Source organism: Gammaproteobacteria bacterium (genome assembly GCA_041395445.1).
GTDB lineage: Bacteria > Pseudomonadota > Gammaproteobacteria > Xanthomonadales > Marinicellaceae > NORP309.
The window spans coordinates 413,207-438,593 of sequence record JAWLAO010000002.1 but is presented as its reverse complement, the minus strand read 5'-3'; the positions used below and the strand labels follow the sequence as shown (position 1 = coordinate 438,593).

At 38.2% G+C, this 25,387-nt stretch carries 21 protein-coding genes and 1 pseudogene; 7 read left to right on the top strand and 15 right to left on the bottom strand.

Annotated elements, in window-relative coordinates; translation table 11 throughout:
• Window positions 1-90 precede the first annotated feature (90 nt).
• The 4 genes from R3F25_05310 to R3F25_05295 are packed head-to-tail and all read right to left on the bottom strand — an operon-like array spanning window position 91 to window position 4,803.
• Window positions 91-1,320, bottom strand: coding sequence for a multifunctional CCA addition/repair protein (locus R3F25_05310; GenBank protein MEZ5496232.1), 1,230 nt, complete (start codon window positions 1,318-1,320; stop codon window positions 91-93).
• On the bottom strand, window positions 1,317-3,275 hold the full coding sequence (locus tag R3F25_05305) for a transglycosylase SLT domain-containing protein (protein ID MEZ5496231.1): 1,959 nt from the start codon (window positions 3,273-3,275) through the stop codon (window positions 1,317-1,319). The genes R3F25_05310 and R3F25_05305 overlap by 4 nt, the downstream gene beginning before the upstream one ends.
• Window positions 3,272-3,898 (bottom strand): HD domain-containing protein, encoded by a 627-nt coding sequence (locus tag R3F25_05300; protein ID MEZ5496230.1) that lies wholly within the window; start codon window positions 3,896-3,898, stop codon window positions 3,272-3,274. Before R3F25_05300 ends, R3F25_05305 begins: the two co-directional genes overlap by 4 nt.
• Window positions 3,899-3,900: 2 nt before the next feature.
• A complete protein-coding gene (locus R3F25_05295; GenBank protein ID MEZ5496229.1) occupies window positions 3,901-4,803 on the bottom strand; it encodes a recombination-associated protein RdgC in 903 nt (300 codons plus the stop codon).
• A 90-nt stretch (window positions 4,804-4,893) separates the two neighbouring features.
• Between R3F25_05295 and R3F25_05290 the strand changes: the two genes are divergently transcribed.
• Window positions 4,894-5,877 (top strand): MBL fold metallo-hydrolase, encoded by a 984-nt coding sequence (locus R3F25_05290; protein MEZ5496228.1) that lies wholly within the window; start codon window positions 4,894-4,896, stop codon window positions 5,875-5,877.
• On the opposite strand, the gene R3F25_05285 is transcribed toward R3F25_05290, so the two are convergent.
• The 4 genes from R3F25_05285 to R3F25_05270 all read right to left on the bottom strand — a co-directional run bounded on the left by R3F25_05285 (window position 5,878) and on the right by R3F25_05270 (window position 9,157).
• Complete coding sequence (locus R3F25_05285; GenBank protein ID MEZ5496227.1) at window positions 5,878-6,753, bottom strand: sulfotransferase; 876 nt, start codon at window positions 6,751-6,753, stop codon at window positions 5,878-5,880.
• A 92-nt stretch (window positions 6,754-6,845) separates the two neighbouring features.
• Window positions 6,846-7,475, bottom strand: a complete 630-nt coding sequence (locus tag R3F25_05280) for a hypothetical protein (protein MEZ5496226.1) — start codon at window positions 7,473-7,475, stop codon at window positions 6,846-6,848.
• 139 nt (window positions 7,476-7,614) lie between these two features.
• Window positions 7,615-8,331, bottom strand: coding sequence for a hypothetical protein (locus R3F25_05275; GenBank protein MEZ5496225.1), 717 nt, complete (start codon window positions 8,329-8,331; stop codon window positions 7,615-7,617).
• Between the two features lie 55 nt (window positions 8,332-8,386).
• Window positions 8,387-9,157 carry a sulfotransferase gene (locus tag R3F25_05270; GenBank protein MEZ5496224.1) on the bottom strand — a complete coding sequence of 257 codons (771 nt, stop codon included), beginning with the start codon at window positions 9,155-9,157 and terminating at the stop codon, window positions 8,387-8,389.
• A gap of 67 nt (window positions 9,158-9,224) precedes the next feature.
• On the opposite strand from R3F25_05270, the gene R3F25_05265 reads away from it, so the two are divergent.
• Window positions 9,225-10,160, top strand: coding sequence for a hypothetical protein (locus R3F25_05265; GenBank protein ID MEZ5496223.1), 936 nt, complete (start codon window positions 9,225-9,227; stop codon window positions 10,158-10,160).
• Between the two features lie 17 nt (window positions 10,161-10,177).
• Here the strand turns inward: R3F25_05265 and R3F25_05260 are convergent, their stop codons facing one another.
• Window positions 10,178-12,715, bottom strand: a complete 2,538-nt coding sequence (locus R3F25_05260; protein ID MEZ5496222.1) for a bifunctional serine/threonine-protein kinase/formylglycine-generating enzyme family protein — start codon at window positions 12,713-12,715, stop codon at window positions 10,178-10,180.
• Between the two features lie 204 nt (window positions 12,716-12,919).
• Here R3F25_05260 and pdxH point away from each other — a divergent pair, with 204 nt between their 5' ends.
• From pdxH to R3F25_05240, 4 genes are all read left to right on the top strand, one after another.
• Window positions 12,920-13,555, top strand: coding sequence for a pyridoxamine 5'-phosphate oxidase (gene pdxH / locus R3F25_05255; protein MEZ5496221.1), 636 nt, complete (start codon window positions 12,920-12,922; stop codon window positions 13,553-13,555).
• Window positions 13,528-14,994 (top strand): NAD(P)H-hydrate dehydratase, encoded by a 1,467-nt coding sequence (locus R3F25_05250; GenBank protein ID MEZ5496220.1) that lies wholly within the window; start codon window positions 13,528-13,530, stop codon window positions 14,992-14,994. Before pdxH ends, R3F25_05250 begins: the two co-directional genes overlap by 28 nt.
• The gene (tsaE, locus tag R3F25_05245; protein ID MEZ5496219.1) at window positions 14,987-15,403 is read left to right on the top strand and encodes a tRNA (adenosine(37)-N6)-threonylcarbamoyltransferase complex ATPase subunit type 1 TsaE; all 417 of its coding nucleotides are present in this window, start codon (window positions 14,987-14,989) and stop codon (window positions 15,401-15,403) included. Before R3F25_05250 ends, tsaE begins: the two co-directional genes overlap by 8 nt.
• Window positions 15,404-15,488: 85 nt before the next feature.
• Window positions 15,489-16,766, top strand: a complete 1,278-nt coding sequence (locus R3F25_05240; GenBank protein MEZ5496218.1) for an N-acetylmuramoyl-L-alanine amidase — start codon at window positions 15,489-15,491, stop codon at window positions 16,764-16,766.
• Between the two features lie 848 nt (window positions 16,767-17,614).
• Here R3F25_05240 and R3F25_05235 read toward each other — a convergent pair.
• From R3F25_05235 to R3F25_05220, 4 genes and pseudogenes are all read right to left on the bottom strand, one after another.
• Entirely contained in the window at window positions 17,615-18,142 is a 528-nt protein-coding gene (locus R3F25_05235) for a restriction endonuclease subunit S (protein MEZ5496217.1), read from the bottom strand.
• Window positions 18,143-18,172: 30 nt separating this feature from the next.
• Window positions 18,173-20,182, bottom strand: a pseudogene (locus R3F25_05230) (N-6 DNA methylase).
• Window positions 20,183-20,301: 119 nt separating this feature from the next.
• Entirely contained in the window at window positions 20,302-20,631 is a 330-nt protein-coding gene (locus tag R3F25_05225; protein MEZ5496216.1) for a multidrug efflux SMR transporter, read from the bottom strand.
• 112 nt (window positions 20,632-20,743) lie between these two features.
• Complete coding sequence (locus R3F25_05220; protein MEZ5496215.1) at window positions 20,744-21,247, bottom strand: hypothetical protein; 504 nt, start codon at window positions 21,245-21,247, stop codon at window positions 20,744-20,746.
• Between the two features lie 225 nt (window positions 21,248-21,472).
• On the opposite strand from R3F25_05220, the gene R3F25_05215 reads away from it, so the two are divergent.
• Window positions 21,473-22,435, top strand: coding sequence for an integron integrase (locus R3F25_05215; GenBank protein ID MEZ5496214.1), 963 nt, complete (start codon window positions 21,473-21,475; stop codon window positions 22,433-22,435).
• Window positions 22,436-22,728: 293 nt separating this feature from the next.
• Here R3F25_05215 and ligA read toward each other — a convergent pair whose 3' ends face one another.
• Window positions 22,729-24,729, bottom strand: a complete 2,001-nt coding sequence (gene ligA, locus R3F25_05210; GenBank protein ID MEZ5496213.1) for an NAD-dependent DNA ligase LigA — start codon at window positions 24,727-24,729, stop codon at window positions 22,729-22,731.
• Entirely contained in the window at window positions 24,726-25,361 is a 636-nt protein-coding gene (locus tag R3F25_05205; protein MEZ5496212.1) for a cell division protein ZipA C-terminal FtsZ-binding domain-containing protein, read from the bottom strand. The genes ligA and R3F25_05205 overlap by 4 nt, the downstream gene beginning before the upstream one ends.
• Between the last annotated feature and the right edge of the window lie 26 nt (window positions 25,362-25,387).

The following is a 25,387-nucleotide window of genomic DNA, read 5'->3' as shown; positions in this document are numbered from 1 at the left end:
GTCTATTGTACAAAGTTCAGTTTAAAAAATCGCATGAAACGTATCGGAAAGACGACTTTTTGGTGTTTTATCAACTCAATTCAAACTGATTTAATAAAAAATCCAGCTTAATTTCACTCTTTGAATCAGTTTAATGCGTTCCCTTGTGATGGACTGTCCGAGTTTTTCTCCACTCAACCCTTTATCAATCAGGCTCTGAACATCAACTTTTGTCGCTGTTTCCAGACATTTTCGCAAATAATCAGCCTGCGGGTAAGGTTCGTTTTCTTTCCCTAAACGACCTTGGGCATCTGCCTTGCAAGCCTGCAAAAACTTCTCAAAATTAGTTGGCTGTTGATAAGCACCGGTTTTTTGGAAGAGCTTATCGATGGTTTTTGATCTTAACTTGAAGGCCGTGTGTGAATGCAAATGCCAACGACAGACATTTTCTGCTAACTTGCGATATTGTGTGGGAACACGAAGACGCTGACACAAACTTTTCACTAAAGGCACACCGGCTTGTTCGTGTCCTCTGTGCGACGGTAAGATGTGTTGGGGTGTAATTCCTTTGCCTAAATCATGAGTGAATACCGCAAACGCCGTGTCATTGCTCAGTTTGGCTGCAATGTCCATTGCCATCATGCAATGAATTCCGGTGTCAATTTCGGGATGCCATTGTTCCGTTTGCGGAACACCAAACAGACAATCAATCTCGGGAAATAGTATTTTCAAGGCTCCACATTGTCTTAATATCCGCACAAACTCCGAGGGCTTGTTTTCATTTAAAGTGGACTTGAGCTCCTGCCAAACTCTTTCTGCAACAAGTGTATCCACTTCGCCATTATCAACCATTTTTTGCATCAGTTGCATGGTTGTATCGTGAACTTTAAAATCAAATTGATAATAACGAGCGGCAAAACGAGCTGTTCGTAAAATTCTCACCGGGTCTTCGGCAAAGGCATCTGATACATGTCTGAGATTGCGGTTTACAATATCTTTTTGCCCGCAATAAGGGTCAATAATTTCACCTGTTTGTAAATCCTCGGCGATGGCATTGATAGTTAAATCTCTGCGTTGTAAATCGTCTTCGATAGTGACTGAAGGATCGGTGTTGAATACAAAACCGTGATAGCCTTTGGCGGTTTTTCGTTCGGTTCGTGCCAAAGCGTATTCATCATTTGTTTGAGGATGAAGAAAAACCGGAAAATCCTTGCCTACAGGCTTAAAACCTTGAGCTACCATTTGTTCTGGTGTTGCTCCCACAACCACATAATCCTTGTCTTTAATTTCCAGTCCTAACAGTTTATCCCTAACCGCACCACCAACTAGATAAGTTTTCATTGCTGACACCTGACTTGAACTTGCTGATCAGAAACAAAGTCATTCGGCCACTTTTTGCTGGCGTTGCCATCAACCGGAAATGTCGGCATCCATGATGACACTCTTTGCGGGGTTTTATGAATCAACCAGTCATAAATAACAATATTGGTTAAAATCTTGGTGATATATCCTCGGGTTTCTTGATAAGGAATAGTTTCAGCCCAAATATCGGGCGATGTCGGAAAACCATTGAGCCAATCTTCAGCTTTGCTTTCACCAGCATTATAGGATGCCAAAACCAATAAAGGGTGATTGTTGAATCTGTCAAACAACATTCTTTGATAAAAAATCCCCAGCTGTAAATTAAAGTCGGCGTCATGAAGCTGGCTCTTGCCTTGATATTTAAGCCCTAGTTTTTGACTCAGGCGTTTTGCCGTTGCATCAATGAGTTGCATTAAACCACGAGCATCTGCACTTGAAATTGCATCGGTCTGCCAGGCACTTTCCTGTGTGATAATAGACATCACCCAATGCGGTAATATTTTATGTTTCTTGGTGAATTGGCTGATTTCGTGTTGGTAAGCAAGAGGGTAGCGCAGTTTATAGTTTTTCCACAATCCCAAACCTGCCATGATTGCGGAAACTTTATTGTACCAGCCTTTTTGATAAGCCAAGTCTGCCAACGCTCTGCGTTCACCGTTGTTCAGTTTTTGATAACCTATCATCCACTCTTTTCTGGCTTCTGCTATCATGTCCAATTCAAACAGTTCAAAGGCATTTTCCAAACTTTCCGGCATCTTCACAATCATTGTTGGAGTGATGTCTTCGGTGCAGATTTCATAAGGAAGCTTCATGTGATCAGCTGCCAGAAAACCATAATAATTGGTTTTTCCGGATAACTTTGTAAAAATAGACTTAGCTTGATCTTTATCCCCGATCTTTGCCAAGGCTCTGCCACGCCAATATTGCCAATTGTCTTTATTCTTTTGGAAATCCGGCATTTCTTCAATGGTTTTTAGTACGTTTTTCCAATCCTGATGAAAAAGATAATAACGGACTTTCCAGGCGTTGATTTGAGAATCATGTGCGGAACTCGGAAGAGCATCCATCGCCTGAATGGTAAAAGGCAAGTAATCGGTTGCGGCAAACAAAGCATTAGTTCGTTCGACCTGCGTGATTTGTGATTCGGAAAAGTTAAAGCGACTTTTCAGTTTTTTCCACAATTTGTACATGGAATCCGGTTGTTTTTGAGCCTGTCTTTTCGCCATGTGGAAAACTATTTCGCGATTATTTTCATCATCATTCCAGGATAGCGAAGACTCTAAACCTTTCATCGGGTCTTGCATCAATTCAATCACATGGTTCACCCACTCCGGCTTGGTTTTCATTTTTGATGCCAGATAACGAGTGGTCGAAGAGTTATTTACCAAGTAAGTCAGCTTAATTCGTTCTGCCAACAAATCATCGGTTAAGTTGCCTTGTGCTTCCCACCACTTAAAGACCTGATTGCAGTCGTCAGGAAGTGATAATCCATTCATCCATGTGTTTTCAATGGCTTTTTCAAGTCCTTTCAGAACTTTGGTTTCTATTCTTCCCTGCAAATACCAGCAATGCATGGTTTGTGATTCTTTGTTGTTTTTATACCGGGACAGATATTTTTGCCATTGTTTTTGTTTGCCGTATTCGTAAGTCAGCATACGTTCAAGATTCTCGTTCAATGGGCTTTCAGGGTTGTTTTTTTTGAACTGCTCAATTTCTTGTTCTGGGAACTTTGCAATTTTTGATTTCAGCAATGCATAATCCAGATAATGCAACAGACGATAGCCTTGCAATTGCTTTTTACCCACTGCTACTGCTGCTTCATCTCCCTTCAGAGCGGCTGAGTAAGTTTTTTTGAATAATTGCTGTTCAGCTGTCAATGCTTGAACATTACAGCTAAAAATAATCAATAAAACTGGTAAGATAAACGCTTTCAATGAATCTCTGTTTCCAATTGTTGCAGAAAGTTTATCATATAATCGTGTCTTCTTTGAGCTTCTTGTTTCGCTGCTTGAGTATGAAAACCTGAGTTGAGCTTCAATAACTTGGAATAAAAATGATCAACCGTCCATTGTCTGTCTTGTGGTTCCCGTTCTTTACAAAACGGATCATCAGATTGATAAAGCCTGCAATTCATTTTTCCGCCAACCATCATCATGCGGGCAACTCCGATAGCTCCGATGGAATCAATTCGATCGGCATCCTGAACAATTTTTGCCTCCAGCGTTAATGGTTTAATATTTGCGGAATAACTATGAGCCTCAATGGCATGTTTTATCGCATCAATATTATCAAGAGGATAATTCCACTCTTTGAGAAGTTGCCCGGCTTTTTCTGCGGATAATTTTGATGCCTGGTTTCGTAATGAGGAGTCTTTGCTGACTGCGACACAATCATGCAACCAAGCCGCAGGTATCACCACTTCCAAATCAGCGTTTTCCAGTTTCGCAAACTTTTCAGCATTCACTACTACTCTTTGAACGTGATCGGCATCATGGGCTGAATCGGCACTTTTTTGCTTTTGAATGTAATCCTTAAATATTTTTTTCCAACTTTGCATAGTTAGTTCTTGGGGAAAATTTCAAATAAGACAGCAAACAATTCAGCTAATTCCAAACTCATCAAACTAAAGCGTGAGTCCAGTAATTGCTCTTCAGATTCGATGGAATCATATTCCAGTTGATCCTGAACAATATCGGTGAACTTAATGCTTTTGATTGCAAAATCATGTGTCAAAGTGAATTCGATGCGATCATTAAAAACCAAACCCATCTGAGTCACCAAATAACCGTTATCAATATGTTTTTGCATTTCATCAGTGATAAAATCTACATTTCTGGCACGAATCACACTCTTAGACTCATTCAAGGTTTCCAACACTAAGTTTGTCCCAAAGTCCAATCCCGACTGAATATGACCTTGGCTCACCCAACGTGTTAAGACCGTTGCCATTGCTGATGATTCACCAAAAGCAGTGGCTTTGAATGAACCGAGTGTTTGACGGAGTTGTGAAACCAGATTCTCTGCAGCTTTTTGGCTGGCACTATCAACAATCAGCAATTGGTGTTTGTTATCAATATATGCATTGATTTTGTTAATTCCTGTGAAGGCCTGTGGCAATAACTGAAACAAGATTTCCTGCTTCATATCTGATTGTTGTTTTCGCCCCGGCTTATTTCCTGATTCGGCTTTGATTTGACCCACTTTTTCCGAAAGTTGTTGGTTTACTACTTTTGCAGGCAGAACTTTTTCTTCAATTGCCATAGTAAACAATTGGGCACTTCCACTTTGCAAACAGTATAACTCTTTGTTTTCCAAAGAAAATGGTGAAATCCAACCTTGAGACGCCATATCCTGTGGTCCGCAAGGCTTGAGAGCATCATGAGCCAAGGCTCCGGAAAGTTCAGCTGCATCAATTGAAAAATCTGAGGGTAATTGAAAAATTCGTGCGTTTTTAAACCACATATATGTCCGTTTTTTTTGATTCGGGATATTTTAACCGATTGCTGTTTTTTAAAATAGATTATTTCATATTTAATGTGCTATGCTATTCTCATGAAGAAAATAATATTTTATATCGCCATTGTCGCTGTTTTAACTGCTTGTGAGTTTAATGTCAGGCTTGAACCCGAACAAAAATCGCCGGAATCCTATCTTGCGCCGAACTCTATCCTTTATAAATATCCACAAAAAGTGACGGACAATGTTTATTCTGCAATTGGAGCGACAGCAGCCCCAACTTATGAGAATTCAGGGCATAACAACAATTTGTCTTTCATAATTACCGATGAAGGTGTTGTGGTTGTGAATGCCGGTGCAAACTATCTTCTGGCACAAGCTCTGCATCAAGAAATCAAAAAACTCACAAAACTACCTGTCAAATATGTCATTCTTGAAAATGCACAAGGTCATGCCATGTTGGGTTCAAACTATTGGCAACAACAAGGCGCGAAAATCGTTTCTCAACGAGATGGCGCGGAAGTTATGAAAAAATACGGCAAATCCTCTGTGTTAAGTATGAAAGAGCGTCAAAAGGATAAGGGGCAATATACAGAACCAACTTTGCCGGATATTGTTTTCGATGATAAATATCAAATTGTATTAGGAGGAACTATTATACAAGCTCTTAATCTTGGACCAGCCCACTCTCCGGGAGATATCGTCGTTTGGTTGCCTCAGCAAAAACTGGTAATTTCCGGTGATATGGCCTTTCATCAAAGAATGCTTCCTGTTACCGACCACACGGATACAGCAGCTTGGATTGACACGTGGAACAACAAATTTGAAAAACTAGGTGCAGAAATCGTTATCCCCGGACATGGAACTCCAACAAACATGAACGAAGTCCGCAAATACACACACGATTATCTGGTCTATCTCAGACAAGAAGTCGCCAAAGTTCTCGAAAATGACGGTGGGTTACAAGACGCCTATAAAATTGACATGTCCGCATACCAACATCTGGATACATTCACTGATCTTTCTCAACGGAATATTGGTAGAGTTTACCGGGCAATGGAATTTGAAGATTTTGAGTGATTAAAAGTGATGGCTTTTTTGTTTAAAAAGTTCATTCCATAAATCTTGACAAACTTTTTCTATAGTCAATAGTTCTTCTTTGTTAAATGGGGACAGTTCTTTTTTATTTTCCTGTATTCCCGCCAAATTTAAGTTTTTATTGTTTTGATACTCTCTGTTTTTTGATAGTAAACGGCTTCCTGTCTTATACTCATTATCAAAGTTTTGGCAAACCGGCATTTCTTTGAAAATATAATTATCTTCCCAAAGAGAAAATATTTTTTGTAAGTATGTATTGGGGTTGGCACACAAATCTGAATATTCAATCAATAAGTCAACATCATTGATATCATTAAGAATTTGTTGGTTTACACTTTGCCACTGTTTTGCCAACTGCTCAATTTTGTTATCAGACAAAATTTCTTGCCAGTTTTTTGGTTTCACACCCCACCAGCCATTTTCAGGGCCTAAGCCTCTGTTATCGTGATCTATGTATTTTTTTAACAACGAAAAAACATTTGCATGTGGGTTCCTGAACATTGATACAACTTTAGCATCCGGAAAGATTTTTTTAATCCATTTAATTCTTACCGAGTTATATGGGTTTTTATTCATTAGAATAGGTGTTTTTATTTTTGCATGTTCAACTCTACTCATTAAGAGTCGTTCATCCGAAGCTCTAAAATCACTTTCACCCAAATAGTGACCCCTCTTCCCCAAGTGTTTTTGATAAAGCTCTCCACACGGGCTAGCTTTTGGAGAGAATGGAGGATCATCACCCCAAAAAAATTTTCCTTCCGGCAAAAAAGGGTTACTAACACAACTTTGCTCCATCAACATTCTGTTTAACAGAGATGTGCCTGATTTTTGGAGACCAGTTACTATTAATAAATTCATGTCTAATTTACTTCTAACTTTGTGTTTTTTAAATCAAACATAAAAAAACCGCTTCTTTGAGCGGTTTTTTTATTGTATAAAGCCAAACTAGTTTAGTTACAAGTACCACCTATGAATGTTTGTCTTCTAGACTCGAATTCATCTAAGTATACAACTTGATCTGCTGTAACATTTACTGGATTATTTGTACTACCCAAGCGAGCCTCACTCACTCCACCACTCCATGCAGCAACATCTATGCCAGAAAAGTCTATTACAGGAGTATCAGCCTCAGAAGTTGCATCTACCCACAATTTAAATGTACCAGCAGTCATGTTAAAATCATATTCAACTCTATTAGGAGCATCTGCCAAGGGCACATCAAACTTTCTCTTTGTCGCGGCAGAGTTTGCATCGCGGACATAACCCTTGATTGAATGTTGCGATCCATCATTTTCCAATTTGAACTGAACCATACCCGTATTTGGACATGTTCCCACAGTACATTGAGAAGCGTGGAATTTAAGTCTTCTATCAGTACCTGCTGATGGTAGAACGATACCATTGGGATCGACACACATAGCAGCTCTGTAGCGCTGTTCGTTTGTCGCATTCTGATCGGCAACAAAGCTCTTTGTAGAGTGTTTGACTGCAACTTCAATACCACAAGCTGTGCCACCCATTGCTGAAGCTGCTGTTACATTTACAGCTCCGTTATCTTGAAAGTTTGACCACGCAGACAAGTTTGTATTGCTACATTGAGCATTTACGTTAAGTGCAAAAAAAGATGCACCACACAAAAAAACTGATTTAATTAATTTCATTATTTTCTCCAAATATTCAAACATTTAACTTGATACACGTTAATTCTAATTGTTTCGGTCACTTGTTGAATTCTTTTTTTAATTTTTTATATAAATTTACTTCTTTCTGGGTAACCTTCATAAGCAAAGCATAGTTTTCTTCGTTATCAAGATAAAAGTTTTTTTTATGCTCTCCCACAACATTTTTTCTTTCAGGGTTTGATGGTATTTTTAGCTTAGCAAAGATTCGATTCATTGTAACGTCTATATTTTCCAGAAACAATATATGACTAAAATTACTTAAAGTATACATTAGCAGGTTTTCTTTTGAAGTGTCATTAAGTTGGCGAATATTTGCTTTTAACATTAGATAGTTTGATAAGAACCATTCAAATTGACTATGTGTTTTTTCGTTTTCTGTAATCCATTGTTTGAATGAAATCTGGCTTAGACCATTATTTACACGTCGGTTGACGTATTGGTTGTATCGTGATTTTTCCCAACTTATTGGATCTCTAAAAGCTACAATTTCAATAGGGTTTAATGTTGGTACAAGGTATTTTGTTTTAAAGTTTACTTGATGGCCAAGAATTACCTTTGCCTTCTCTCGCTCAGATTGAGTTCTATTACAATATTCAAGCATGCCTTTTTCCATGGCCCATTTGTTCCCTTTGTTGGCTAAATGGATAAATTCAACTTGGTCTTCTAAGTGTTGTTGAAAATGAATCCTTAAAGTCGTCCCTGCGGTTTTAGGGATGTGAGAGAATATGTATACATCCTTAGATTTGAGTTTCATTTTTTTCATCCTCTTTAAAGCACAAAATGAATAAAATATGTAATAAAGTTATTAATCACAATTCTGTAGAGTCGTTAAAATTTATATCCTTTCTCCATATAATAGTTTCCGATCTTTTATTTTCTTTTTTTCTCACCAAGGATAGCCAATTTGTCACTTGGTTCATATCAGCAATAAGTCCCAAAAAATGTAATATTTTCATATACTCATTAACTGGATTTTCTATGAAATCGGAGTGCTCCAATCTAAAAAAATGATTAGGAAACCTTTTTTCTATTTCTGTGGTTGTTTCAAGGTTTTCTAAGTATCTGTCCACATGTTTTTGTGTGACTTCTGTATCTCCCCAGTAGTGAGCAAAGGCTGCTATATTGTCCTTTGGGTTTCTTACAACGTTAATAAATTTTAATTTATCCGCAAAAATTTCATGGAGTCTATCTAATACCCACGGGTTATTTCTTATTATTCTTGTGCTGCCACCACCTTTTTTATCACCCAAAACTTTAGGAAATCTTGTTTTTCCTTGATAGGCATTTTCTACATGATATTTGTAGCCTGTGTTTACCCATAATGAATGATTCAATGTATGGGACAACACCAGTTTTTGCAGAGTTTCTTCATTTAAATCATGGTCTAATATTAACTTTGGGACATTCATTTCATTTGAAATCGCAACTTCCGGGTGTGCATCCAGAAGAGCCCCAATGATACTATGACCGCTATGTGCATGACCAACGAAAATAACAAACGAGTTTATTTGTTCCAGCTGTGAATCATCTATTATGCCGACAATTTCTTTAATTTCTCTACTTGATATTGAGAGCGTCATTCCAGTTTGTTGTTTAATTGATGTCGCACATTATATAATGAATGTACTTTAATTTTGGTACTATTTTTTGAAATCAAATATCGGTCTTGTTTTTTGCGTAGAAAAAGGATTACTTGAAGAACAAGCAAAATTATTTGTTAGCTCTGTAAAGAGACTCATATCAAATGATTTAAATATAATCGCTTTTTCTCCTAGAAAAGATTTTTATCCATCAAAAGACACTGAAATATTTTTTTCTCAAAATAATGTTTTACATATTAAGGAGAATATTAATACCAAATATTTAGATTACCCGATTGCCAACAAACTTTTGGCTTGTGATTATGTGGAGAAAAATTTTTCTGATTATAATTCTATTATTTTTGTGGATACTGATACGCTGTTTTTAAATCCCATTCACGCAACTTTTTTTTCAAATGACTCAAAACTTTATCTCCGGCCTGTTGATAATAAGGGTCCTGGTTCTGAGGGAGCAAGTGATAAAAATGATTTTTTTTGGAAGGAAGTTTTTGATTTATTTAACCTTGTTTCGCCAACAGCTAATACCACAACGACTGTAAGACAGCATATTATTAAACCTTATTATAATGCCGGGTTTATTTGGGCTCATAAACTACCCGGTTTTTTTCAACAATGGAAAAAAGACTTTCAAGTTTTATTTAATTCTAACTTAAGGCCTTATGGATATTCTTCGCGTGAAAACACGGACTTCAGGTGTCTGGATCAAGTCGCTTTAGCTGTTACGGCTCAAAGGTATAAAGAGCATGTCGAAATCCTCCCCCAAACTTACAATTATCCGATTCCTTTTCGTCCGATGATGCGAGATCGTCCGGGACATCCAAAGTTTGATGAGTTGGTTCATGTGCATTATCACAAGTGGTTTCAGCACCCCGGATTTTTGGACTATGTGACGACAGAAGAAGAAAAGAAAACGGAGCAGTATTTATGGCTAAAAGAACATTTGCCCCTGTTGCCAACGATTGATGGTCCTTTTAAGTGTTAATTTTCGTAGGTTTGAGATTATAAATCTCTGACTAAGCGAATACCGATATAGGTGTAACCGGTTTCATCTTTGAGTTTATCAGAGAGTGTTGAGTCGCTGCTTTGTTCTCCGTTATACCATGAACCTCCCATGGCTATCGGTGATTGACAGGAGTCCTCTTTGCAGCGTGTCCACTCGCTGACATTGCCTTGCATATCATAAACACCCTGGCTGTTTTTTGAAAATGTGGCGACCGGTGCTGTATAGACAAAAGAATCACTACAGTCGTAATTCTTTTCTTTATTTCTAACATCTGCTGCTTCAGAGCCTGCCAGGTTTGCTGATTGACAAGGTGAAAACTTATTTTGTTTATTCAAGGCAACAAAACTCCACTCTTGCTCAGTAGGCAAACGATATCTGTTTCCTGTTTGCTCTGCAAGCCACTGAGAGTAGGCAAGAGCATCTTCGTAAGAAACACAAACCACCGGGTCGTTTGGAGTTTGTTCAAATGCCGGCGACTTCCATGAATAATTACTGAAAAAACTTCCAAGCGTCCCGCCTTTATGACGACATTTGCTCTCCTCTCTCGAAGTGGCCTCTGCGAACTCTTTATATTGCTGAACCGTAATCTCTTTCGTGGTAATTGCCAGATTATCTTTTACCAGAATTGTTTCTATTCGTTTACTGTCTAATAGTTTATCGCCTACTTGGGGTTGGTTTTTGAACAATAGCACTTTTTCAAGTGTTGCCAAATAATTATTTTCTGAATCAATAATACTGAGAAACTCAATTAAACTATTGACCTGATCTGCATTAATATCATCTGATGATAAGTCAAGTTTTTTTGCAGTAGTGATAAGCGACTGCTTTTCAACATCATAATCGGTGTTAATTGAGTCTGTTTTTTCATTGAACGCATTAAAAGACTTCAAGTGCGTAACAGCATTGTTAAATTCATTTCTTAATAATGCTCCATTGATAAGCAGAAAATAACGATTCCCTATTTCATGGAGTTCTTCTAAAGCGGACTGATGGCTTGGTTCAACAGATAAAATCGTCAACAGTTGATCCATTGCATTATCATCAGCCGGCTTGGTTAATTGATAACTTTCGATATTTTTCCGTGCAGACTCCAGTAGCGCTTCAATATTGACGGCTTGTCCAGAATCACTTGATGATTGTGAATCATTAATGTCCTCACTTTGTTCGTCTTGTACTTGCTGCGCAATTTGTTGTTTGATTTCATCGACGGATAATGGTGAAGATATGTCGGTATTATCAAAATCGGTCTGTCTGAGACTATCTTCATCAGCTGTTTTATCTTCAATAGATGAAGATAGTTCGTTTTGCTTTTCTTCAGTGTTTGCAATCGGAGTTATATTTTCCTCATTTTGCAGTGGAGTGGTGTTTTCATCAGTACTACTTGCTAAGTTTTCTTCATTACCCTTGCTGTTTTGAATTATATCTTGAGCAGTTGAGTCTTCCTGTGGTGTATCAATATTTGTTGGAGGAAGATTATCTGTTTTTGTATCAGGTTGCTTACTTTCAACGGGCTTTTGCTCAATCGGTTTTTGTTCGGTTGTTTTGAAATTTGTGTCCAGCGGTTCTTGCTCTTCAGGGGTTGGAGATGTGTTTTTGCTTAGTACAAAAATCAAAACCAGCAACAATAACACGAGTGCCGAAACGCCAGGAATAAACCATCGGTTTCTTCTAATTTTCAAGTCTTTCCAAAAGTCCTTTATCGTGTCATTCGTTCTCTGAATGGAGTTTACTGGAACTCGGTCTAAAGCTATCTTGAGCTCTACCATTGACTGAAAACGATCTCCGGGGTCTTTTGCCAAACACTTATCAATGACTTTTTGCCAGTGTCGCATTTTTGGTGGCAAAGGTTCAGGTGGAGAACTCACATGGTTGACTAAAATTGAAATACTCTCGTCTCCATCAAAAGGTACTTTTCCAGTCAATCTCTCGTAAATAACGATTCCCAAAGAGTAGATATCTGTTCTTAAATCTACTTTTAACGATCTTGCCTGCTCGGGGCTCATGTATTGAGCAGAACCAACAATCTGGTGTTCTTTGGTCATTCTTCCGCCATCTTGAGAGATAGCTATACCAAAATCGGCAATGCGAATGCTGCCAAACTTGTCGAATAACAAGTTCTCAGGTTTAATATCCCGATGAACCACACCATGATCATGGGCGAAAGACAAACCATCACAAACTGATTTTAAAAGTTCAATAAACTGCTTTTCGTCTTCAATCAAATAGGTTGATAAGTCTCCATGATTGAGATAGGGCATGGTAAAAAAGACTTCGCCGGTTGATGTTTGCCCAATATTGTAAATATTGATAATATTGGGGTGATCTAAATGCGCAATAATTTTGGCTTCATGTTTGAACCTTTGGACATCTAAATCATTATCAGCAACCTCCAATCTCATAACTTTGACGGCAACTTCCCTTTTGAGAGAAACTTGCTCTGCTAAATACACCACAGACATGCCTCCCTCTCCAATCTTGCTGATTAAACGCAAGCCCGGAATCTTGAAATTGATGTCATTAATGGTTTTCAACATGTTTTAGATTGGTTGAACAGTCTTTAATTTTGCGAATATTGTAGTTTAATTCAAATTATGTTTTTTTTCCAATATTCCGTTTTTTAGCTCCTTATTGTTTCATGCAAAGCTGAGTTTTTGGGTTTTTTTCATAATTTTAATTATGAATGACACAAATTAACCTAAAATAAGTCTATTAAGTTGATTTAAAACGGCATAACCTTGATGGATATTACAAATTTACGCAAAAACTACTGCAAGTATGGACTAAGCAGAAGTGATTTAGAACAAACACCTTTGAAACAATTCGACAAGTGGTTTATTCAAGCCAAAGAAGCTGGTGTGAATGAACCTAACGCTATGTCTATTTCAACCGTTTCAGCTGAGGGTTTTCCATCTTCACGAACCGTATTGTTAAAAATCTATGATGAGCAAGGTTTTGTTTTTTTTACCAATTACACATCCCAAAAAGCACAGGAAATTGATAGCAACCCAAACGTGGCATTACTATTTCCGTGGCTGGATCTGGAAAGACAGATACGAATTAGTGGTCAAGCTGAGAAGATTTCAAAAAAGGAATCATTTGCTTATTTCACCAGTCGTCCACGTGGATCACAGCTTGGAGCCTGGATTTCTCCTCAGTCTAAAATTATTGAATCGAGAGATTTTCTACAAATGAAACTGGCGCAAATCAAGTCCAAGTTTTCAAATGGAGAAATTCCTTTACCTGATGCTTGGGGCGGATATCGTATTGTCCCTCATCGTTTTGAGTTCTGGCAAGGCAGAAGCAATCGACTTCATGATCGTTTTGTTTATGAAAAAAAAGATGATTCATGGATTATCAACAGACTAGCACCATAATGAAACCTTGCTATCAAAAAAAAGATATCAAAACGGTTGATTCTTTAACTGCAAAATATTTGAATATCAGCAGCTATCAACTCATGCAAAAAGCTGGTGCGGCTATTTTCAATTATCTGCGAAACGAAAAATCTATTTGTATTGTTGCCGGATTGGGAAATAATGCCGGAGATGGTTTTGCCATTGCTAAACTGGCTATTGAGCACGGTATTGAAGTTTATCTTTGGGGCTTGACTGACTGGAATAATTATCAGGGAGATGCCAAATTAGCAGTTCAGGATTTTTTAAATATTGGTGGGGTTGTCAATGACAAACCACCAATTGCATCGAACTTCGACTGTATTGTTGATGCTATTTTCGGCACCGGCTTGAGTAGGGATGTTGAGGGATATTTTGCCGAAGCAGTTCAATGGATAAACTCTCAGAAATCTAAAACACTATCTGTCGATATTTCATCCGGTTTGGATGCGGATTGTGGTTGTGTTTGTGGCATTGCTGTCAAAGCGGATATTACAGTTACTGTTATTTGTTACAAACCCGGATTGTTGACCAATAACGGAAAAGACTATTGTGGGAAACTTTATCTTCAGGATTTGGATGTTCCTGAACAGGTTTTTGAAGAATTCCCTACGCAAATATATGCCTTAGACAAATCGGCATTCAATCACCACCAATTCAAACGTTTGAACAACTCTCACAAAGGCTCTTTTGGAAATGTGGTTGTAGTTGGTGGAAACGACGGAATGCTTGGGGCTGCGATACTTTCTGGCCACGCTGCATTGAGAAGTGGTTGCGGCTTGGTAGAAGTTGTTTCGAATACCCAACAAAACGTATTGATTTCTTTACATTGTCCCGAATTACTTACGGCTAATAGTATTGAAACATCTAAACTAGTATCTTCTGCCGATGTTATTGCTGTTGGTCCCGGATTAGGGCTTAATCAGGAATCAAAGGATGCTTTAAATTTTTGTTTGCATCAAAACAAACCGCTGGTGATTGATGCCGATGCAATAACCTTGTTAGCAAAAACTGACATCTGTTTAAATGCTAACGCGATTCTCACACCACACCCTAAAGAAGCCGCTAGACTTTTAGGCAAATCCACCAAAGAAATTCAAAATGACCGTGTTCAATCGGCTCGCCAAATTAGCAAAAAGTACAATTGTTATACGGTTTTGAAAGGCTCTGGTACAGTTGTTTGTTCTCCAACAGGCGAAGCGTTTATTTGCCCTTATGGCTATAGTGGCATGGCAACGGCCGGCATGGGTGATGTTCTCACCGGAATCATCGCCGGTTTAGTTGCACAAGGCTTTAGTCTGTTAGATTCAGCCAATACAGCGGTTGTTTGGCATGCTTTAGCCGCCGAAAAAAGCAACAAAGGCAACTGCTTGATTGCCGGAGATGTAATTGAAAACCTATCGGGTATTTTAAATGATTAAAGACATATCCACATTATCCCAACTTGAGGATTTTGCTAAAGATTTGAGTTCGCGCCTTCAACCGGGAGATGTGGTTTTCCTCAAAGGAGATTTAGGAGCCGGAAAGACAACTTTTACACAGTTTCTGATAAAGAGTTTAGGTTACGATCAAAGAGTCAAAAGTCCGACTTATGCAATCTACGAAACATACAATCTCGATAAAGCGACGGTTTATCATATTGACTTATATCGCATTGGCAATCAGGAAGAAATCTACTATTTAGGTATTGATGATATTTTTAATGGCGAAAACATTGTCATTATTGAATGGCCTGAAAGAGGGAACTCGGTTCTCCCTGAGCCGTCGATGATTCTCACATTTGAGTTGTTAAAGAATAAAAAACGAACCGTTAATCTACACATTACTTGATAAATCTTTCGTATCTAACTGTATTTTATGGTTATTTCTTGTTTTTACTGTTTTTTGATACTAGAATGAGACTATGAAGAAGTTAATGATTACAGTAATACTTATCAGCTTCTCCACGGCTTTATTTGCAAGCAGAGAAGTGAAAGGTTTGAGAATTTGGAGTGGCCCGGATGATACCAAGGCTGTTTTGGATTTATCAGATCAGGTTGACTATAAACTTTTTCAACTCGACAACCCTCCAAGAGTGGTGGTTGATATTGAGCAAACCTCGCTCAAAAATTCGTTATCTGTTACCAGCAACCCTGTCATAAAAAATATCAGAAATGGTAAAAAAGGCAAAAACACCTTAAGACTTGTTTTTGACCTGAATGAAAAACAAAAAGCCAAAAGTTTTCTGTTAAAGCCCGCTCAGCAATATGGTCACAGATTGGTTATTAAACTGGAAAATGAACAAGTCCAAAAGAAAACGGTTCAACAGGTTTTAAACAAAAAAGACAGAGACATTATCGTCGCCATTGATGCCGGTCATGGTGGTGAGGATCCCGGAGCAACCGGTGCTTCCGGGACTTATGAAAAAGTTCTTACTTTGCAAATCGCCAACAAACTCGCTGAAATCATTAATAAAGAAAAAGGCATGAAAGCCGTCATGATTCGTGATGGTGATTATTATGTTGCCTTGAGAAAACGATTCATTAAAGCTCGTGAAGCTCAAGCGGACCTATTTGTATCCATCCACGCAGATGCTTTTACTGATCCTAAGGTCAGAGGCATGAGTGTTTACATATTATCCAAAAACGGTGCATCATCAGAGGCAGCCCAATGGTTAGCTCAATCTGAAAACAAATCTGACCTGGTTGGTGGCGTTGTTTTAGAGGATAAAGACAATGTCCTGGCTAAAGTATTACTGGACTTATCACAAAACGCTGCTATGGATTCCAGCTTAAAGGCTGCCAGCGAAGTTTTAAAATCTTTGAAAAAAATCGAAGCTCCTCATAAAAAATATGTGGAAAGAGCCAGTTTTGTAGTACTGAAATCACCGGACGTTCCATCCATGTTGATTGAAACTGCATATATCAGTAATCCCGATGAAGAAAAAAGGCTCAAAACCAGCGATTTCCAAAACAAATTGGCTGAAAAAATCAAAGATGGAATCAAAGCCTATTTTTACCAATCTCCACCACCAAACACATGGATAGCAAACCATGTTACATCAAAAAAACATATTGTTGCCAGCGGTGACACTCTCAGCGGAATCGCTCAATCTTACAACGTCACAATGACCGACCTCAAAAAAGCTAACAATAAAAACAGCAATACGATTTTAGTTGGTGAAGTTTTGGTATTGCCGAATACATTGCCGTAAGGTTTTTTAATCATACTTTGTGAGAGTGAAAAGAGCACCAAGTAGATTACTAAACTGCTCTCCGTCATTTCGATTGAACGAAGTGAATGGAGAAATCTTTCGTGAGATATTTCCATGTACCTCACGTTGAGATGACGAGGTGCAAAATTCTGGTCATGCTGAATTTATTTCAGCATCCTTCTTTTCGTTACTTTTGCTTGTGCAAAAATGTTTCTGGAAAACATTTTCACGAAAGCCATCATGGAGGATGGTGAGTATCACGATGATACGAATAAAAAGTAACACAAAACACACCCCAAACTCTCAGCCTAAAGGCTTCCCTCGATATTTCATCAAATTTGGCGTTTGCTTGAAACTCATGTCGCAAGCGACATTCAGACATAAGCAAACGTATTTCCAAATTTTCAAAATACCTCGGTGAGAGTAAAAGGGGATAAAAACCGAAACCTTGTCACTCCCGACTTCGTTCAGGAATCTAGTAACGGTGAGCTAACCTGCTAGTCTTTTCATGGTCAGGATTGGCCATGGAAAGGCTTGTTTGTGTTGTGCTTTGTTGATAGGTGGCGCAGCCATTTGAGCACTCGGTCATATATTTTGCTCCGTTTCTGTTTTATCTTTTTAGTTTAAGATAACTCAAGCCACCGGTCAAATAAACTTTGTTTTAAAATCCAACTCCGAATATCATCGAAGGAAACAGGTTAGCTCCACAATAGATTGGCGCAGGGATGCGCCAATCTATCGCTTCAATAACCGGCGCAGCTTTGCTGCGTCCGGCGCCGCAGGCGCGAAGTTGATTGACTTGTTATACGTTTTTCTATCAACACGTGTCTTAATTCTCTGTAATTTGGCTAACTCGAAATGTTAGTCTCTAGATATTCTTCTAAAACTTGAATTCTATCCTTTTCGATAACGGCCATAAATTGTTCAATATAATCAAAATCAATTTCACCGTCCTTTGTAGGCAGTTGAATTTTGGTTTTATTCATTGCTTCGCGATTAAACTTATTGCCGTAGTCATATTTATTTGATGTGACAACTCTACAAGCAGAAATAATCATTTTTGCAATTGATTTATTGAAAGGTTCGAACTTAGGAATTAAATGCTGTATGTGTGAATACCCAATAAAATCTTTTTCTTGATAAAACATTGTTTCTGCTCCCATTGTTGTGTCAGAGCAAGTTAATGTATTACCTGTATTTTTTGCATCTAAATTGGAAAATCCCATAACCCCATTATCTGTCGAAGAGTTAGAAATCAATGGAACCGTACCATTTGGGCTTAGGATTTCTTCGTTTTTTAACTTGTAATATTTTGTCGGTCTTATATCAAAAAGATTTCCAAGTTCATATTCACCCCATTCAACATTTTCCAACATCAAACTAGATGGCATTGATAATTTATTATTGTTTTTGTGCTTTAGTTGTGTTCCGATTTCCCACGCTAAATACTCACCTACAATTCCTCTGAAATCCTGCAAATCTGGAGTAGTGTCTACTGGAGCAGTTTGATTCCAATCTGCGCCATTATCTGGGTCTATTGACCCTTCATAATACTCTTTTTCGGTAAATATATTTAATTTTCCTTTCCCAAAGCGCACCAAATTAACTAGCTCTTCATATCTTTCTTTCGCGCGGTCAGTATCTATTAAATTGTTACTTGATTTTCTTCTATTTGCTCTAGTGTAACCGTCATTAGAGAAGTCTATAAATTTTACAGTGTCATCTTTATGGTGCTTTTCGTTGACCTTGAAAACGTAGATGTTGGTATTTACACTAGATTTGCCAATAAAAATATCTACAGGCATTTTGATGCTAGCTAAAAGCGTGTGCTTAGACAGAATTCTTCTGTTGTAATCGGTAGCTTTTCCTGATCCTGAAGAGTTTTGGATAATGATTGCAGCATAGCCTTTGCTCATCATGTTCAATGCTTTTTCAACAAAATTCATCCCGTTACCTTGTGCAGAATACGGTGGGTTCAATATAAAAGCATCCGCAGGAAATTTTTCATCAGATTTTCCATAACCATATTTACCATCAAAGTCCCTTATTGAGTCCGTATTTAAAATATTAGAACTGCCGTCTCCCATTAAAATCATATTGAGAATTGCCAACATATAAACGCTTGAGAGCAGTTCTAAACCTAGCAACTGTTCGGCTTTGATTTGTACCTCTTTTTTTGCAAGATCATCTGGCGATTTAATGTTGTTTTTTGCATCAACCAGCATTTCATTCATAGCAGCAACCAACAAACCTGCCGATCCCGTGGCAAAATCCCACACATAAGAGTCTTTATTAACTCTTGCAAGTTTTACTAGGAGCGAAGCAACATACGACGGCGTAAGTACGACATCATTTAACCTGTCTTGCGAAAACCCTAGCCAACCATACATTTCATTAAAGAGTTTGCCTGTAAAATCGGTCGTTAGACCAATTTTGTAGTAGATTCCTAAATCATCGACAATTTTTGTGAAAACTCTTTTTAGCTGGCTTTCTCCATTTTCAACTTTGTTGATATTTTCTGTTAATAGCGTATTGGAAAGCGCTCTGATAATAAGCTGTCGTTTTTCATCTGGAAGTTCTTTATGACTAAAAAATGATTCAATTTTCTTAATCATCAAGTCGCCATCTCTATATCCTTTTTCCGTAGATGATTTTAAATCCGACTTTTCAAGCGGCGCTACTTTTCCTGGAATTCCAAGAGTTGCAATAATTGAGGCTGCGACCAAATAGACCCGATCGTTTTCTCCCAAGCCTTTCTCGCTTTGATAGATATCATTGTTTAGCTTTACAAGACTTTGATCAATTTCTCTTTCGCGTTGCTCTTTTAACCTATCAATCTCTTCCTGAGGAAGCTGTAGTGTTTTTACAACTTCGATAAATTTATCAAAATTCTTCGGAGCTAAAAATGAAAAGTCGGTATAGTCGCCTACTTTCTGTCCTGCTCCCAAATTACCTTTTGAAACATAGTAAACGCCGATTTCGTAATGTATTTCCCCTAATTCATTTTTGTGGCCAGTCATTCCGATAGCGATAACATCTGTATAGCTTGTATGATGAAGCAATGCATTCGCATAATGAACCGCACCGTTTACAGCAAACGAATTGATATTTTTAAAATGAGGTTCATTTTTGGAAGTTCTGTTTTCAACCTGCCCATCTTTATCAAGTTTTATAAGTTTATCTTTGTAACCTTTGTACTCAATAAGAACAGGATAGAATTCTAAGTTCTTGTCTTGCAGAAGAATTTTAGCATCAGGCCGATTTGCACCTGCGCCTCCATTTTTTGTGAAGTAGTCAGAAAGAGCTTTGTCAATTTCCGCATTGACTGACTCCTGCTCTAATTTGTATGGCAGTTTATAAGATTTCAACCATCCGTTTGCTAGATCTGCAATATTTGGTTCTATTGATTGAGCCACTAATTATTACCTTCAATTAATGAGCTTTTTCGCTCATGTTTAAACTAAGTTTCTAACGTATAACGCCTGCGTAACAGGCGCGAATTTATGAGCGTCCTTGTTGACGCACTTGTTATGTTTCAATGGCTGACTGAACTAGAAAATACATTCATAACTACCACACCACTAATAATCAATAAAATTCCAATAATGGCAGCGGTATCTAGCTTTTGGCCGAATAGCAAGAGTCCTGCTATTGAAATCAAGACTATTCCCAAACCTGACCAGATTGCATAGGCAACACCCATAGGAATAGTTTTTAAAACCAGAGATAGGAAATAGAAAGCCACACCAAAGCCAACGATAACAATTAGACTTGGTATAAGTTTCGAAAAACCTTCTGATGCCTTTAGAGCGCTTGTTGCAATTACTTCAGCAACAATAGCTATGGCCAAGTATAGATACCCCATGATTCCTCCTAAGAAACATAACGCCGCAAATCACCGGATGCCAAAAGCTGCATAGCGAGGAACGAGCGGCGCAGCTTTTGGCAGTCCGAGTGCATTTGCCTTGTTATACATATTAGTGCACATGCCCATCTTTTTCTGTTGCTTTCAAGGCTGGGAATTTATGAGTTGCAAATACGGAATGACAACTAGCGCACGATTCATTCATTTCAGAAAAATAAAAATTTATCAACTCTGGCTTTTCACTTTTTGCAGCATGTTCAAGCATTCCAGCTAAATAATGGAACCTCTGGTCTTTATCAAAAAATTCAGGTGGTAATGCGGAATGTAAATCTTTCACTTGGCTTTCCGTCAGTCTTTGTTTCAAAATATAACTATTCTTTATTTTTTTTGCCGTAGTTTCGATTTCACTCCAGTTTCCAGAAACGTATGCGGGGATGATAGACATCATTCCACTCTGTAATGCCTTCATTTCTTCAGATAATAAGTTGCGCAAATCAGGAGAAAGTGCATTTACTCCAGAAACCTTTAAGTGTTCTTCATGCTTATGTACATCTTCGGTATTACCCGTTGTCGGTAATAGGAAAGCCAAGAGAATAATGCTAATTAATTTTTTCATATGAATCTCATTTCAAGTTGATTGTATAACAATTTATTATATGTGCATCAATGCAAGATATTAAATATTTTGCGTATTTTAATGCACTCGTTTTCATGGTTTTTCATACTATCACAGCTGTTTTATGTAGTAAAGCGAATTTTTCGTGCTTGTTTAAGCGGAATTACAATGTTATTTATGCATTTATGCAATAATATCAGTAAATATCGGCAATATGTGCATTTTATGAAGTTATTGGATCAAGTTCGTACCAAAATCAGGTTTAAGCATTACAGTAGAAATACTGAAAAAACCTATGTTTCATGGATAAAACAATACATATTATTTCATGGGAAAAGACATCCAAAGGATATGGGTAAAATTGAAATTGAGCAGTTTTTATCTCATCTGGCGGTGACTCGTAAAGTTTCTGCACCGACTCAAAATCAGGCTTTTAATGCTTTGTTGTTTCTCTATACACAGGTGTTAGGAGTTTCTATGGAGGATGAAAATATCTCCGCTTTGCGAGCCAAGCAAAGAATCAGGACTCCTATAGTTCTGGATATTAAAGAAGTAAAGCATATTGTCAGTCAGTTTCCTCAAGGGATTTATAAAACCATTGTTCAGACCATTTACGGTTGTGGTTTGAGGTTGTCTGAGGCTTTGAAATTACGAATCCAAAATATTGATTTTGCTTACAATCGGATACTTATTTATGACAGCAAATCACTGAATGACAGAACTGTTCCTTTACCACAAAAACTGATTGATGATTTTCATAATTTGATTGATAAAAATAAAGAACAGCATTTGCAGGATTTGGCTGATGGATATGGAACAGTTGAAATGCCTTATGGACTGGCAAAGAAGTATCCCAATGCGAATAAGGAATTTAAGTGGCAGTATCTTTTCCCGATGAATAGCATTTCCAAAGACCCTGTTTCGGGTGTTTACAGGCGCCATCATGTGTTGGAGAGTACTTTTTCACGAAATTTGAAAAAAGCAGTAACTAAATCCGGCATCAATAAAAAAATTACGGCTCATACTTTTCGCCATTCTTATGCGACACATTTATTACAAGCAGGAATTGATATACGCACCATTCAGGAACTTTTGGGACACAAAAGACTGGAAACGACCATGGTTTATACCCATGTGGTGCGTGAATTGAGTCAGAAAAACCGTTTTAGTCCGTTGGATTATTTGTAAGTTTATAATGAATGCTCATTGTAAGGTGAATTAAATACAGCTAAATGATAGTCTTGATGAGATACATTCGACTTCGTGGACTTCGCCCACTCCGCTCAGTATGACGGCGTTCTTTTTAAAACCCCTTAACTCTCACCGAAATATTTTTTGAAAATTTGGAGTCACGAGGTATTTATGTCTGAGCGAAGCGAGTTCAAATACTTCGCCAAATTTGAAGAAATATTTTGGGAAGCCGCAGGCTGAGAGTTCGGGGCGTGCTTTTTGCGTTCCTTTTTCGCACGAGTAAAAAGGAACTATAAAGCCAATAACCACTCTTCATCTTTGACTTCAACTCCCAAAGATTCGGCTTTAGTGAGTTTTGAGCCGGCATTGGCTCCGGCGACAACATAATCGGTGTTTTTGGAAACAGAACCTGCGACTTTTGCTCCGAGTTTGAGGAGTTTTTCTTTCGCTGTGGCACGGGTGAATTGTGTTAATGTTCCGGTTAAGACTACAGTTTTACCTGCTAATGTCTGCGTGTTTTCATCGGGGACTTCGATTTCATCCCAATAAACTCCGGCATCAAGTAATTGTTGAATCACTTGTAAGTTATGTTCTTCAGAAAAAAATTGTGTGAGCCTTTCGGCAACAATCGGTCCGATATCCGGTAATTCTCGAAGTTCTTCAACACTGCTTTTACTAAGGTTTTCAATATTTCGTAAATTCTGAGCTAAGGTCAAGGCTGTGGCTTCGCCAACTTCGCGAATTCCCAGAGCATAAATAAACTTGTTCAGACTGGTGTGTTTGGATTTTTCAATCGACTGCAAAAGATTTTGAGCTGATTTTTCGCCCATTCTTTCTAATTGACTAACATCTTGTTGTTTAAGGTGGAATATATCGGCAGCAGTTTTTATCAGTCGTTCATCGACCATTTGTTCGACCAGTTTATCGCCCAAACCATCAATATCCATTGCTTTTCTGGAGGCAAAATGTTTAATCGCTTCTTTGCGTTGAGCATCACAATACAAACCTGCCGGGCATCTTAGAACAGCTTCGCCTTCAATTTTATGTAATTTGGTTTCACAAACCGGGCAATGTGTCGGCATTTGAAATTCAACAGAGTCTTTTGGTCGTTTAGATATAATTACTTTAACCACTTCAGGTATGACATCCCCTGCTCTACGAACAAAAACGCTATCTCCCTGACGAACATCTTTGCGACGAATTTCATCTTCATTGTGTAAAGTGGCATTAGTGACCGTCACTCCGCCAACAACAACCGGTTTTAACCGGGCGACCGGAGTAATACTGCCGGTTCTGCCGACCTGGACGTCAATTTTTTCAATTACTGTCACCGCTTCCTGTGCCGGAAATTTATGAGCCGTTGCCCATCGAGGCGATTTGGTGACAAAACCAAGTTTTTGCTGTAATGCCAAGTCATTGACTTTGTAAACCACTCCGTCAATATCATAATCCAGAGAATCTCTCAATTTGCCAATTTTTTCATAAAATTTTTGGCATCCATTGGCGCCTTGAACCGTTTGATTGAGGTTATTGACCGGTATTCCCAGTGATTGAATCCAGTTCAGAGTTTCAATATGAGTTGTAAACTCAAGATTTTCAGAAACTACACCCAAGGAATAAGCATAGAATTTCAATGGACGTCTGGCTGTTTGTTTGGGGTCGAATTGACGCAAACTTCCGGCGGCAGCATTTCGGGGATTGGCGAATGTTTTTTCACCTAATTGTTCCGCTGTTTGATTGTATTTGGTAAAGCCACTTCGGGGCATAATCACTTCACCACGAATTTCCAGTTTTGCGGGAATTGACTCTCCGCGAAGTGTTAACGGAATGGATTTGATAGTGCGAATATTGGCTGTTATATCCTCACCAACTGTTCCATCACCTCGTGTCGCCGCCTGATGTAATTTTCCGTTTTGATAAACAATACTGACAGCCAAACCATCCAATTTAGGTTCAGCAGAGTATTCAATTTCATTGATTTCCGCCAAATCCCGTAAGCGTCTATCAAAATCAATAAGCTCATTATCTGTAAAAACATTGCCAAGGGAAAGCATCGGAATTTCGTGTTTCACTTGAGAGAAACCATCCAAAGGCTTATCTCCAATTCGTTGTGTCGGAGAGTCTTCGCTGATGAATTGCGGATTATTTTGTTCGAGATTTAACAGCTCATGATAGAGCTTATCATATTCTGCATCGCTGATTGTTGGCTCATCGAGAACATAGTAGCGGTATGAATATTCATTGAGTTGCAGTCGGAGTTTTTCAATAACTGCTTTTATCTCATTACTCATGAGTGATGCTGATGATCAAACTCGCGCATTTCCTCACGCATCGAGGCAATGCGCTGGCGTGAAAATATATGATGATTTTCATCAGTCAATTTTCCACCCAAAAGCTCTGCCATCCTTTCACCAACTGGAAACATGGTATCCCACATATCCAAAGCCGGCATGGTCGCAGGAAGTGTCATAATAAAAACCAAACCGGTTGTTCTTAAATCCGGTTGGAAAACTCCGGGTTTTAACATATTAGCAACTAAGAATATCAACTGCTTGTCATCACCAAAACCATTATAACGATGGAAAATATTATCTTTGCCAAATTCCAGACCGACTTTCTCAGCAGCCGTATTTATCATATACCAGTCAAATTGCTGACCGTCTTTCGCATGGATAAACAGCGTTACAATTTTTTCATAGCCCATTCCATCGATAGAAGTGTGTGAATCAGTGAGTACAGATTTCCGTCTGGGCAAGTCATTGGGACGGTGAGCAGAAAGATTTAAGCCCAAATCTGGTTCTTTTAGTTCCTCAGTTACATCATCAACAGGATCTGGTTTGGATTTTTTTCTGGTACCAAAATAGTAAATCAACCCCAGAATAATAAGGCCTATGATTAAAATAATTATTCGCAGTTCAGTCATTGCTATCTATATCTCGTCTTAATAAC